The organism is Pseudomonas sp. EYE_354 (assembly GCF_023148575.1).
Taxonomy (GTDB): domain Bacteria; phylum Pseudomonadota; class Gammaproteobacteria; order Pseudomonadales; family Pseudomonadaceae; genus Aquipseudomonas.
The window spans coordinates 216,243-229,435 of record NZ_JAHXNQ010000009.1; the positions used below are offsets into that span (position 1 = coordinate 216,243).

Genomic DNA, 13,193 nt, shown 5'->3' on the forward strand with positions numbered 1-13,193 from the left:
ACTGCTCACCCTAATTTGATAAAAAATGAGCAGCTCTAACCGAAAACGATAATCAAGAGTTAAGTGCAGCATTAATAACTCGACACGTGCTCAGGCCAGCCCGGACTCCACCAGCAGCGCCTCCAGCCCCATTAAATCCGGCACCCTTGCCACATGTTCGCCCACTTGCACCGCCGCCAGTTCCAGCGGGCACAGCGGCACGTCGACGTAGCTCAATTCGCTATCCAGCTTGTACGAGCGCGGAATCCCCTGGATCACCAGCGCAATGAACTTCAACGTCGGCCGCCCGCCCAAGGCGTTCAACACTACGATGCGTGAGCGTTCGCCGGTCAAGCTGGCTTCGCCGCAGGCCGCTTCAAAGCTGATCAAGGGTATCTGCCGGTCGCGCCAGGTGACTTGCCGCAGATACCAGGGCGGTGCGTCGCTGGCCGGTTCGCCGCGCTGGAAGTCGATGAGTTCGGCCACGGCGACGTTGGGCAGCACCAGGTGACGGTCAGCCAGGGGCAGCAGCAGACCGGTGAGTTGGCTGGTGCGGTGATCAAGCATGGGACTTGCTCCAATAAGCGATGCTCTCCAGCAGCACCGATTCCTGGTACGGCTTGCCAAGGTAGTCGTTAACACCGATGGCCATGGCGCGGTCGCGGTGTTTCTGGCCGGTGCGCGAAGTGATCATGATGATCGGCAGGCGCATCAGGCGCGGGTCGTTGCGCACTTGCGTGGCGACCTCGAAACCGTCCATGCGCGGCATCTCGATGTCGAGCAGCATCAGGTCCGGGTTGTGCTCTTCGAGCACGGCCAGGGCGTCGATACCATCCTTGGCGGTGAGCACGTTCATGCCGTTGCGCTCCAGCAGGCGGCTGGTGACTTTGCGCACGGTGACCGAGTCGTCCACCACCAGCACCAGCAGCGGGCGTTTTTTCAGCGGGTCGTTGAGGATCAGCGGCGCATCCACCGCCTGCGCCGGCAAGGCCGGTGATCGCGCGCGAATATGCGCAAGCAAGTCGATGATCAGCACCACGCGGCCGTCGCCCAGAATGGTCGCCCCGGACAGCCCCTGCACCCCGGAAAACTGCGGCCCCAGGCCCTTGACCACGATCTCGCGCGTGCCGGCCATGGCGTCTACATGTACCGCCACATGCCGCTCATTGCATTGCACCAGCAACACCGGCACAGGTTGGTATTGGCCGAGCAGTTTGGGGCGGGCGACGGTGTGCAGCAGGTCGCCCAGGTAGAACAATTCATAACGCTGGCCGGCGTATTCGTAGCACGGCGGGTCCTGCTGATAGTGGCCTGCCAATTCATGGGGCAGCACCCGCACCAGGCCTTCGATGGTGTTGAGCGGGATTGCGTATTGATCGTCGGCGCACTGCACCATCAGCGCACGATTGACCGACACGGTAAACGGCAGGCGAATGCGAAAGTGCACGCCCGCGCCCGCTGTCGAGTCGATCACCATCGAACCACCGAGTTGGCGCACTTCTTCATGCACCACATCCATGCCCACGCCACGCCCGGAAATCTGCGTGATCTTTTCGGCGGTGGAAAAACCCGGTTGCAGGATGAACTGCAATACATCGCGGTTGCTCATCTCTTGATGGGGCGCCAGCAGGCCGCGCTTGATCGCCTTGCGCCGCACCGCTTCCAGCGGCACGCCGGCACCGTCGTCGCGCAGGTCGAACACGATATCGCCGCCTTCGTGGGTCAGGTCCAGCGTGACGCGCCCCTTCTCCGGTTTACCGGCCGCCAACCGCACCTCGCGCGATTCCAGGCCGTGGTCGACGGCGTTGCGCAGCATGTGTTCCAGCGGCGCCGCCATGCGTTCGAGCACGTTGCGGTCCATCTCGCCTTCGGCGTTGCCGACGACGAACTCCACGTCCTTGCCCAATTCGCTCGCCACCTGGCGCACGATACGCTTGAGACGCGGCAGCATGCGTTCGAACGGCACCATGCGCGTACGCATCAGGCCTTCCTGCAACTCGGTGTTGATGCGCGCCTGTTGCTGCAACAGGTCGTACGCATCTTCGTTGCGACGGTCCAGGGTGTCCTTGAGGTCCATCAGGTCGGAGGCCGATTCGGACAACGCGCGCGACAGTTGCTGCAGTTGGGAATGGCGGTCCATTTCCAGCGGGTCGAATTCTTCGTAGCCCAGGCGCTCAGCCTCAGCCTGCTGACGGCTGAGGATGCGCCCCTGGGTTTCGGTATCCAGGCGGCGCAGTTGGTCGCGCATGCGCTCGATGGTGGTTTCCACCTCGTGCAGGGCAATGCGCGCGTCGTTGACTTGCTGTTCGATGCGCCCGCGAAAGATCGAAGTTTCACCGGCCAGGTTGACCAGGTCGTCCAACAGCTCGGCAGAGATTTTCACCATATCCGCGGCGGGGTCCACCGCCGTTTCGGCCTTGCCCGGCGGCAACGCCACCGGCACCACAGGCTCATCGCTGGGGTGAACCAGACTTCTAATGCGTTCGATAAGCTTGTCCACCGAGCCCACCGGCAACCCGTCCGCCACGGCGTCGATCATCTGGGCCAGACGGTCATGACAGCCTTGCAACAACGCAAACAGTTCCGGCGATGGCGCGAGCGACCCGGCAGACAGCCCTTCGTAGAGAAACTCCAGTTCATGGGCCAAGTCGCCAATCGGCCCGATCTCGACCATGCGCGCCCCCCCCTTGAGGGTGTGCAGGTCGCGCAGCAGGGTTTCGACTTCCTGGCGATTGTTCGGCTCGGCCTGCCAGCGCAGCAATGCACTGCCTGAACTGTCGAGGATATCGGCGGCTTCTTCGAGAAAAATGTCCAGCAACTCGGGGTCAGTGCCGGATGCTTGCGGGGCGGGGGCCTGCACCGCCGGCGTGCTGCTCTGGCGTATCGCGCGCAGTTTGGCGACCCACTCGGCGCTGTCGCTCAGAGGCTGCTGCTGTTGCAGTTCTTCCAACTGCAGGGCCAGGTGTTCATGACCGGCCATCAGCACCTGCGACAGCTGGGCGCTGTAACTGTAGCGACGGTCCACCAGGCCTTCGTAGAGGCATTCCAACTCGTGAGCCAGATCACCCACCGCGCCGATTTCGGCCATACGCGCGCCCCCCTTGAGGGTGTGCAAGTCGCGCTGCAACGAGGACAACGGCGCGACGCTGTCCGGCTCCAGCAACCAGCGTTTGAGCGACTGCCCGGCGCTGTCGAGGATGTCCACGGCTTCCTCGAGGAAGATCTCGACGATCTCATCGTCCATCGTCGTTTCATGGTTGAGCTGCGCCGTTGCGGCCCCCAGCTCGGCGATGCTTGGGGCGCGGCCGCCGTCGCTTTTGATCAGCCCGGTGGCCGATGGGTCCAGGGCCCCGTCCAGCAAATCGCGCAGGGCGTGCACACGTGCCGGTGCCGGGCTGATTTCCTGGCCGGCGGCCAGTTGGTCGAGCATGTTGATCAGCGCTTCATGGGCCTGTTCGGCCTCATGGAAAAAACCCTCGCTGACCGCCAGGCTGCTCTCTTCCACCGCGCCGTACAGGTCAAGCAAGGCTTCGCACAATTCGTCTATGGGGTGCAGGTCGGCGACGTGTGCGCCCTCCCCCAAGGTGGTCAATTCATCCAGCAGCGCGGTGAGTTCCTGGCGCTCGCCGGGGTGTTGCTGCCAACGGCGCAGCAGGCTTTCGGCGTCGAGCAGGATGTCCATGCCCTGGGCCAGGAAGTTGGTGATCAGTTGCGGGTCGCGCTTGATGCGCAGGCCTGTATTTGGCGCCTCGAGCAGTGCGGCCAACTGATGTTCGAGCAAGGTTTGGGTACGCTGGATCAAGTCGTCCGCGCCTTTGATTGGCACCAGCGGGTCTCGGTCCAGCTGGTGCAACCCACGCTGGAACAGCGCCTCTGCTTCCAGTAGCAATTCCACTTCGTCCAGGTCCAGCGGCAGGCGGTGCGCCTTGTATTCGCGGGTCAGGTGATCGAGCGGGCGGACCAACTCGGCGATCGGCAGCACGCCGGCCATGTAGGCGCTGCCCTTGAGCGTATGCAGCGCGCGCTGCAGTTCATCGCTGACCTGCAGCGGCACATGTTCGGCGGCCTGTTGCAGGAAGTGGTTGAGGCTGTCCAAGTGGCTCTGGGCTTCGTTGCGGAAGATCTCCAGCAGCATCGGGTCGTGGAGCTCGGCGGTCGACACGGCGGCGCCGCTGGCCAACGCGTGAGCACGAGCGGCCAGTGCGTCGACTTCATCGCGCTGGTGTTGGTCGTGCGTGGCAAAGTCAGCGATCAACTCCGGCAGCACGGCCACCGCGTCATCCAGTACTTGTTGCACCTGCGGGCCGAGGGCGATGCTGCCCTCGAGCACGCGGTTGAGCAGGTTTTCCACGGCCCAGGCCAGCTCCGCCAGTACCAGGGCACGCACCATGCGGCCGCTGCCTTTCAAGGTATGGAAGGCGCGGCGCATTTCGGCCTGGGCGGTTTTGTCCGCGCTGTTGGGCAGGTGGCTGTGCAGTACCTCAAGGACTTCGTCGGTTTCTTCGAGGAAGACTTCGCGCAGTTCGTCGTCGATGGGTTCTTCATCGACCGGCGGCGGCAACAGGCTGCCGGGACGTTGCTGGGCCGGCGGGTTGAGACGCGACGTTGGGTTGGCCAACGCGTCGAACTGGGACTGGCTGGGCGTGCTTTCGCCCGACAGCGCGCCATCGGGCGCCACCAGTGCCTGGCGCCAGGGTTTCTCCGCCGGCAGATAGCCCAGCGCCGCGAGGCTTTGGGTGGCCAGTTCCAGCACCTGCTCACCGGCAGCGTCGGGGTCCTGGAGCATGCGTTCGAGGTAGTACTCCAGGCTGCTGATCACGTCAGCGAAATGCGCCAACTGCGTCTCGGACGGCACGCCGTCGTTGATCATCAATTGTTCATCGACGTAATCGGTGCAGCCGCGCATCAGGCTCGCTGCACGGGGCAGCGGAATCATCGCCAGCGCGCCGCGTACCTGACTCAGCAGTTCGGGCAGGGACTCCAGGCGCTGGCGGTCCCAATCGGCTTCAATACAATCGATCACCAGCTCTTTGGCCTGGCGCAGGCATTGGCAGGACTCGCGGATCACCAACTGGTGAATCTGGCTCAGGTCGGTGGTCGGCAGACGGCTTTCTTCGCGGCTTTGCGATTCGACGGTACCGGCCATTCCGGCCAGTGTGGCTTCCACATAGAGCAGTGCGCCGGCCACATCCATCAGCACCGCGTCATTGGGCTCGCGATGCCCCTGGGCCAGGCTCAGCACCACAGCCAACTGGTCGATGATCACTTTGCGCGGCTGGCCAAACCCCAGCACCGCCAAGGTATCGGCGATCTGCCGTAACGGTGCCAGTAGCGCATCGAGATCGCCGGTGTGCTGTCGGTCGCTGCGCACGAACAGGTCGAGGCGTTCCTTGACCCGTACCAGTTCCTCGCACAACGCACCCAGTACCGAACCCATGGCATTGCGGTCCGGTCCGGCCAGGCGCGCGCGCTCGGCGTCAACCACGGCGCTGTCAGGCAACGCCTCGTCCAGGCCGTAGCGCTCTTTAAGGCTTTGCATGCGCGGTGTCGGCCGGGTGACTTTGGCCACGTAGAACAGCAGGCTTTTGAGCAGGTCGTCCGGCGCCGGCTGGTTGATACCACCGATGCCCTGGGCCAGCAGACGTTTAAGTTGCTTGTCACTGGCCTTGAGCAAACTGCGCAGTGCCGGGCTGTTGGCGACGACACCCGTGAGCATGCCTTCGACCAGCGCCGAAGCGACTTGCCACAACGGCAACAGCGGCGCGCCCTGGCACAGAGCCTCAAGGCGCGCGAACACCCGCGCCATGTCTTCCAGGTTGCTCGGGCCGTGGTCTTCGCGCAGCAGCCCGGCGAGGGCTTGTTGCAACAGCTGGTGCCATTGGCGCAGTTGCTCATGAAGGTCCGGTACCGCGCGGTGGGCCAGGGCTTCGTCGGGCAGCGGTGCAATCGACAGCAGTTGCGGGCTGAACAGGCTGGTTTCCGAGAGCAGGCTTTCACCGCGAGCACTGCGCAAGTCGTTGAGCAGCGGCAGCACCACCAAGGGCAAATCGCGGCGGGCGCTGTGTATGCGGTCGAGGTACAGCGGCAGTTGGCCAAGAGCCTGTTGCAGCAGGCGGATGCTCTCGTCGCGCTGGCTGACCTGTCTGGCCTTGAGCGCCAGGGCCAGTGCTTCGATCTCCTCGGCCAACAGCGCCGCGCCGTAGAACTCGACCATTTGCAAGGCGCCGTGCACCTGGTGGATACCGGCCAGGCATTGGTCGATGACGTCGTCGTCATGGGTTTCGACAAACGCATCCAGCGCCGATCGGGCCTGTTTCAGGGTTTCGGCAATGTCGCCCTTGACCCATTCGAGGGCCACGTAGTCGTGCCGATCAACCATATTCACTCCGGTGAGAATTTTTGAGTTGCGTGTATTGCCAGGATCTCAAGCCAACGAATATCTGCGGTGGGAGCGCGTTTCAATCCTCAGCCTGTTTGGCCGCCGGCAAGGTGAAACCCGACACCGACCTGCGCAACTGACTGGCCATTTTCGCCAGGTTACCAATGCTCTCGGCGGTCGCGGTGGAACCCGACGAGGTCTGGGTGGTGATCTGCTGGATCACGTTCATGGTCAGCGAGATCTGCCCGGCCGACGAGGTCTGCTGCTGCGCCGCGTTGGAGATGCTCTGGATCAGCGCCGCCAGGGTTTTCGACACGCCTTCGATCTCTTCCAGCGCCACACCGGCATCCTGGGCCAGCCGCGCGCCGCGTACCACTTCGGTGGTGGTTTGCTCCATGGAAATCACGGCCTCATTGGTGTCGGCCTGGATCGCACGGACCAGGGTCTCGATCTGCCGGGTAGCCGCCGACGAGCGCTCGGCCAGCCGTTGGACTTCATCGGCCACCACCGCAAAACCGCGCCCGGCGTCCCCGGCCATGCTCGCCTGGATCGCGGCGTTCAGGGCGAGGATGTTGGTCTGCTCGGCGATGTCGTCGATCAGGCTGACGATATCGCCGATCTCCTGGGACGACTCGCCCAGGCGTTTGATGCGCTTGGCGGTGTCCTGGATCTGTTCGCGAATGTTGTCCATGCCATGGATGGTGTTGTGCACCACCTCGTTGCCCTTGTTGGCGATTTCCACCGAGCGCTCCGCCACCGCCGAGGACTCGGCGGCATTGGCCGACACCTGGTCGATGGACTGGGCCATCTGGTTGATCGCCGTGGACGCTTCGGCGATCTGCTGGGCCTGGTGCTCCGAAGCCTGGGCCAGGTGCATGGCGGTCGCCTGGGTCTCTTGGACCGCACCCGCCACTTGCCCCGCGGTGAGGTTGATGGTGGCCACCAGGTCCCGCAGTTGGTCCACGGAATAGTTGATGGAGTCGGCGATGGTGCCGGTGAAGTCTTCGGTCACCGAGGCAGTCACGGTGAGGTCGCCGTCGGCCAGGTCTTCGATTTCATCGAGCAGGCGCATGATCGCGTTCTGGTTGCGCTCATTCTTCTCGGCGGTCTCGTGCAGTTGGCGGTTGGTCTCGCGCACCATCACCAGGCCAATCAGGATAATCGAGGCCAATGCCAGCAGGCCCAGCACATAGCCGCCGATGGTGTCGAAACTGCGCCCGCTGGCGAGGTTTTCGAAACCGCTGGCCAGGTGCGAGGCTTCATCGAGCAGGGTTTGCGACAGATTGAAAATATTGCTCGCCGAGGCGCGGACCTGAAACAGCTGCGGCGAGGTTTCGAGGATTTCATCCACGGAGCCGGAGACAAACTCGAACAGCTCGGCGATTTCCGTCAGCCGTGCGCGGGCGTCGTGGTCTTCGACCTGGGTGATGCGCAGGCTCGGGTTGCCGTTGAGCATGCCATTGAGCACCTGGCCGAAGCGCGCGGCATCGCGGCCAAAGGCATCGGCGGCCTGCACGGCGGTTTCATCCCCCGCCAGCACAGTGTTGACCGCGCCCAGGATGCGTTCGGCCAGCAGCGACTGGCGTTGGGCCACCGCCACCTGGCTGGCCGGGGCGCCACGCTGCAACAGGATGTCGACGACTTTTTCCGACTCCATCTGCAATTGCGGCACGGTTTCGGCCAGGGTGGCGGCCACTTGGTGCAGGGACAGCACGGTCTGCTCGCTGGCGAGGATCGCGTCGGTGTTTTTCAGCAGGGCTTCCCAATCGGTCTGCACCGCGCGCATTTCGGCGCGTACCGCACTGGGAGCGGCTGGCAGGCCGGTGTCCGGGTCGCCTTTTTTCAGGTAGCCCCAACGCTGGGCGAAGTCGTTGCGCGCCTCGCCCAACAGCTTGAACGCCGCCGCCTTGCCCGCGGCAGCTTCCGTGGCGTTCTTGGCGATGCGTTGCGAGAGCACGCGCAGTTCACCGGCGTGGCCGATGTACTGTTTGTCATAGGTGGACTGGGTGTTGAGGTACGCGAAGTTGGCGAACAACAGCATGATGAACACGATCAACGCGATAAACAGCACGATGATCTGCGAGCGGCTGCGCGAGCCGGTCTGAGGTTTGGGCGTGGTAGCGGTGGTCATGCGGCGACATCCATGAAGCCTGGGGCCTGCGCCAGAGCGAAGGGGCTGAAAACCTGCCACAGCGGGTCGCCGTCGAACTGGCCGCTGATAAACGGCGCACTGGAGTCGGGGTTGGCCAACAAGGCGTCTTGTGCGAAATGCTGCATTCCCACCACCTCATCCACCAGCAGCCCGACAAACAGATCGTTGTATTCCACCACCAGCACCCGCCGTTGCTTGCGTGCCCTGGACAGCGCCAGCCCCAGGAAACCTCCCAGGTCCATCACCGGCAGCAAACGCCCGCGCAGGTTAGCAACACCCTTGACCCAGGTCTTGACCCCGGGCATTAAAGTGCAACGCGGCTCATGCAACACCTCGGCAACTTCGCCCATTGGCGCCACGTACCAGCCGTCGCCCAGGCGAAAGCCGATGCCGCTCCAGCGGTGCAGTCGAGTTTCCTGGGACGGCAGGTCGGCGGCCAGCAGGCGGCAGCGGCGGTCGATATCCAGCAACAGCTCGAAGGCAGTTTGCGACTCGGTCATGATGGCGTGCCGTCAGCCGGCCAGCACCTTGTTCAAGGTGGCGATCAGGGTTTCTTCATCCACCGGCTTGGTCAGGTAATCCTTGGCGCCCTGGCGTGTACCCCAGACCTTGTCGGTTTCCTGATCCTTCGTCGTGATGATGATCACCGGAATGTGCTCGGTTTCCTTGTCTTTGGTCAGTTGGCGCGTGGCCTGAAAGCCGTTGAGACCGGGCATAACGATGTCCATCAATACCGCGTCAGGCTTTTCCTGGCGTGCGAGCGCTACGCCGTCGCCACCATTGGCAGCCTTGAGGACCTGGTGGCCGTGCTTTTCCAGCATGCCGGTCAATTTGTACATTTCAGTCGGCGAATCGTCGACGATCAGAACACGTGCCATGGTTTTCCCCGCTACATTGGTCGGCGCCGGCCCTTGTGGGGCGGCGTCAGTGTGCTTGTTCTACTGCGGCGAATCCCGGCACGTAGGCCTTGATCGCACCCAGCAGTTCTTCCTTGCTGAAAGGCTTGGTCAAAAACTGATCGACACCCACGATGCGCCCCTTGGCCTTGTCGAACAGGCCGTCCTTGGAGGACAGCATGATCACCGGGATCGACTTGAACGCCGGGTTGTTCTTCACCAGGGCGCAGGTCTGATAACCATCCAGGCGCGGCATCATGATGTCGACAAAGATAATGTGCGGGTGATGATCAACAATCCGGGCCAGGGCATCGAAACCGTCGATGGCCGTGATGACGTCGCATCCCACGTTCTTCAACAATGTCTCGGCGGTGCGGCGGATCGTTTTCGAGTCATCGATCACCATCACTCTCAAGGCGTTGGAATGCTGTTCCATATCTGCTCTACCATCGCCACAGCGAATCGGTTTTTGGTGCGTACTGCCTGATGTCTCACAGGATGAGCGCCGCAGGCCTTGGAACTCAGGGGCCGCTGCGCCGTGGCAGTCTTTTTAGCACAGTCTCGGAGAGCAATCTATCGAGGCACCCGCCCGGTGGTTTTTCCTTGACCCACAACAGCCGCAGCGCCACTCTGACGCCACTTTTATGCGCCCTAATTTGCTAGAGGAAATCCCCCATGAGCGTTCGCGTCGGCATTGTCATGGACCCTATCGCCAGCATTTCCTATAAAAAGGACAGCTCGCTGGCCATGCTCCTGGCTGCCCAGGCCCGCGGTTGGACCCTGTTCTATATGGAACAACGCGACCTTTACCAGGGTGACGGCGAAGCCCGCGCACGCATGCGCCCGCTGCAGGTGTTCGCCAACCCCGAGAAGTGGTTCGAACTGCAGGATGAGATCGACAGCCCTCTAAGCGATCTGGATGTGATCCTGATGCGCAAGGACCCGCCGTTCGACATGGAATTCGTCTATTCCACTTACCTGCTGGAACAAGCCGAGCGCGCGGGCGTGTTGATCGTCAACAAGCCGCAGAGCCTGCGCGACTGCAACGAAAAGCTGTTCGCCACCCTGTTCCCACAATGCACCCCACCGACCGTGGTCAGCCGCCGCGCCGATGTGCTGCGTGAGTTTGCCGCCAAGCATGGCGATGTGATCCTAAAGCCGCTGGACGGCATGGGCGGCACCTCGATCTTCCGTCATCGCGCAGGCGACCCGAACCTGTCGGTCATCCTCGAAACCCTGACAGCCCTGGGCACCCAGCAGATCATGGGCCAGGCCTACCTGCCGGCGATCAAGGACGGCGACAAGCGCATCCTGATGATCGACGGCGAGCCGGTGGATTACTGCCTGGCACGCATCCCGGCGGCCGGCGAGACCCGTGGCAACCTGGCGGCCGGCGGCCGTGGCGAGGCGCGACCGTTGTCGGACAAGGACCGTTGGATCGCCTCCCAAGTCGGTCCAACGCTGCGTGAAAAGGGCTTGCTGTTTGTCGGGCTGGACGTGATCGGTGAGAACCTCACCGAAATCAACGTCACCAGCCCGACCTGTATCCGCGAGATCGACAATGCCTTTGGCACGAACATCGGCGAAATGCTGATGGCTGCGATAGAAGCGAAGCTGCACGCCTCAAGCCGCCGTTGAAAGTTCAAGGCGAATAGCGCTCAGGCTTGCAGCTTGTAACTTGTCGCTTGAAGCTAAAAACCAACATTGCGCTATCATGCCGAACCCCGATACCAGCGATGTTGGTTTTTATGCCTCTGCCGTCCGATCTGCCCCCCGAACTCTCCCATCGCGGCGTGCGCCCGGCTGATCGGCTCGGATTTACCTTGTTCCTCGCCGCACTGCTTCACCTGGCGTTGCTCCTCGGCGTGGGGTTCACCATGGTCGAGCCCAAGCAGATCACCAGAACCCTGGAAATCACCCTCGCCACGTTCAAAAGTGAAAAGAAGCCCGAGAAGGCGGATTTTCTGGCCCAGGACAATCAGCAAGGCAGCGGCACCCTCGACAAGAAGGCCATCCCCAAAACCACTGAAGTGGCGCCGTTCCAGGACAACAAGGTCAATAAGGTCACGCCACCTCCGGCCCCCAAGCCAGAGGTCAAGCAAACCACGCCCAAACCAGCGGTGACCACTGTCGCGCCCAAGCCGCAGAAAGCCCCGGCCCAGCGCGAAAAGACCAAGACCGAGCCGACGCCTGAACCGGTGAAGCCGGCGCCGACCTTCGACAGCTCGACACTGTCCGACGAAATTTCCAGCCTGGAAGCCGAACTGGCCCAGGAACAACAGCTGTACGCCAAACGCCCGCGCATCTACCGCTTGAACGCCGCCTCGACCATGCGCGACAAAGGCGCCTGGTATAAAGATGAGTGGCGCAAGAAGGTCGAGCGCATCGGCAACCTCAACTACCCTGAAGAGGCCCGTCGCCAGCAGATCTATGGCAATTTGCGCTTGCTGGTGTCGATCAATCGCGACGGTTCGTTATATGAAGTGCAGGTGCTGGAGTCATCAGGCCAACCCCTGCTGGACCAGGCCGCCCAGCGCATCGTGCGTCTGGCCGCGCCTTTCGCCCCGTTCAGCGGCGACTTGAATGACGTGGACCGCCTGGAAATCATCCGCACCTGGAAGTTCGCCAAGGGCGATCGGTTGTCCAGCAACTGACCACTCCCTTTTGGGCGCAGCGGGCGTGCTCACGACAACTCCAGCTTGTCAGTTCGCCCCTCCAACGCCACACTAGCGGACATGAAAAATGTCAGCCCGACCTACCTCAAGCACCAATTCCTGATCGCCATGCCCCATATGGCCGACCCGAACTTTGCGCAGACCTTGACCTACATCGTCGAGCACACGGCCAATGGTGCCATGGGGTTGGTGGTGAATCGTCCGCAAGAGTTGAGCCTGGCCGATATCCTCGAGCAACTGCGCCCCGAGATCGACCCGCCCGCGCGGTGCCAGCACGTGCCGATCTACATCGGCGGGCCGGTACAGACCGATCGCGGCTTTGTCCTGCACCCGACCGGGCCGACGTTCCAGGCCACGGTGGATCTGGACGGCGTGTCACTGTCCACCTCTCAGGACGTGCTGTTCGCCATCGCCGACGGCGTGGGCCCTGAGCACAGCGTGATCACCCTGGGTTATGCCGGTTGGGAAGCCGGGCAATTGGAAGCGGAACTGGCCAGCAACGCCTGGCTGACGTGCCCGTTTGACGCCGATATCCTGTTCAACACCGCCAGCGAACTGCGCCTGGAAGCCGCCGCGGCCAAGCTGCGGGTCAACCTCAGCCTGCTGACGAGCCAGGCGGGGCACGCCTGATGGCCTTGCGTCTGATCCTGGGTTTTGACTACGGCACCAAACAGATCGGCGTTGCGGTCGGCCAGGTCATCACCGGCCAGGCCCGTGAGCTGTGCACCTTGAAAGCCCAGAACGGCATACCGGACTGGGATCAGGTCGAAGCCCTGATCAAAGAGTGGAAGCCCGACGCGGTGGTGGTCGGCCTGCCCCTGAACATGGACGGCACCCCCAGCGACATGTGCCTGCGCGCCGAAAAATTCGCCCGCCGTCTCAACGGCCGCTACAACATCCCCTTCTATACCCACGATGAGCGCCTGACCACCTTTGAAGCCAAGGGTGAACGCCGCGACCGTGGCGGACAGAAGGGCAGTTACCGCGACAACCCCGTGGACGCCATCGCCGCCGCCTTGCTATTGCAGGGCTGGCTGGATGAAAACACCGCTTTATTTGAATCCTGACTGACGCGGCTTGCCGCGTCTTCTTACGTTTGAGCCCGGAACTTG

At 62.8% G+C, this 13,193-nt stretch carries 10 protein-coding genes; 4 read left to right on the top strand and 6 right to left on the bottom strand.

Features of this window, described 5'->3' with window-relative positions:
* Positions 1–90 precede the first annotated feature (90 nt).
* The 6 genes from KZX66_RS14930 to pilG all read right to left on the bottom strand — a co-directional run bounded on the left by KZX66_RS14930 (position 91) and on the right by pilG (position 9,842).
* The gene (locus KZX66_RS14930) at positions 91–546 is read right to left on the bottom strand and encodes a chemotaxis protein CheW (protein WP_248080561.1); all 456 of its coding nucleotides are present in this window, start codon (positions 544–546) and stop codon (positions 91–93) included.
* On the bottom strand, positions 539–6,358 hold the full coding sequence (locus tag KZX66_RS14935; protein WP_248080564.1) for an Hpt domain-containing protein: 5,820 nt from the start codon (positions 6,356–6,358) through the stop codon (positions 539–541). Before KZX66_RS14935 ends, KZX66_RS14930 begins: the two co-directional genes overlap by 8 nt.
* A gap of 79 nt (positions 6,359–6,437) precedes the next feature.
* Entirely contained in the window at positions 6,438–8,489 is a 2,052-nt protein-coding gene (locus KZX66_RS14940; protein ID WP_248080567.1) for a methyl-accepting chemotaxis protein, read from the bottom strand.
* Positions 8,486–9,010: a chemotaxis protein CheW gene (locus KZX66_RS14945; RefSeq protein WP_248080570.1), complete on the bottom strand. Its 525-nt coding sequence runs from the start codon at positions 9,008–9,010 to the stop codon at positions 8,486–8,488. The genes KZX66_RS14940 and KZX66_RS14945 overlap by 4 nt, the downstream gene beginning before the upstream one ends.
* 12 nt (positions 9,011–9,022) lie before the next feature.
* Positions 9,023–9,388: a twitching motility response regulator PilH gene (pilH, locus tag KZX66_RS14950; RefSeq protein WP_122306617.1), complete on the bottom strand. Its 366-nt coding sequence runs from the start codon at positions 9,386–9,388 to the stop codon at positions 9,023–9,025.
* 46 nt (positions 9,389–9,434) lie between these two features.
* Positions 9,435–9,842: a twitching motility response regulator PilG gene (pilG, locus tag KZX66_RS14955; protein WP_010564379.1), complete on the bottom strand. Its 408-nt coding sequence runs from the start codon at positions 9,840–9,842 to the stop codon at positions 9,435–9,437.
* A gap of 239 nt (positions 9,843–10,081) precedes the next feature.
* Here pilG and gshB point away from each other — a divergent pair, with 239 nt between their 5' ends.
* From gshB to ruvX, 4 genes are all read left to right on the top strand, one after another.
* Positions 10,082–11,044, top strand: a complete 963-nt coding sequence (gene gshB, locus KZX66_RS14960) for a glutathione synthase (RefSeq protein ID WP_248080573.1) — start codon at positions 10,082–10,084, stop codon at positions 11,042–11,044.
* 110 nt (positions 11,045–11,154) lie between these two features.
* Positions 11,155–12,060 carry an energy transducer TonB gene (locus KZX66_RS14965; protein WP_248080576.1) on the top strand — a complete coding sequence of 302 codons (906 nt, stop codon included), beginning with the start codon at positions 11,155–11,157 and terminating at the stop codon, positions 12,058–12,060.
* 81 nt (positions 12,061–12,141) lie between these two features.
* A complete protein-coding gene (locus KZX66_RS14970) occupies positions 12,142–12,711 on the top strand; it encodes a YqgE/AlgH family protein (protein ID WP_248080579.1) in 570 nt (189 codons plus the stop codon).
* Positions 12,711–13,148 (top strand): Holliday junction resolvase RuvX, encoded by a 438-nt coding sequence (gene ruvX / locus KZX66_RS14975; protein WP_248080582.1) that lies wholly within the window; start codon positions 12,711–12,713, stop codon positions 13,146–13,148. Before KZX66_RS14970 ends, ruvX begins: the two co-directional genes overlap by 1 nt.
* Positions 13,149–13,193: the final 45 nt, after the last annotated feature.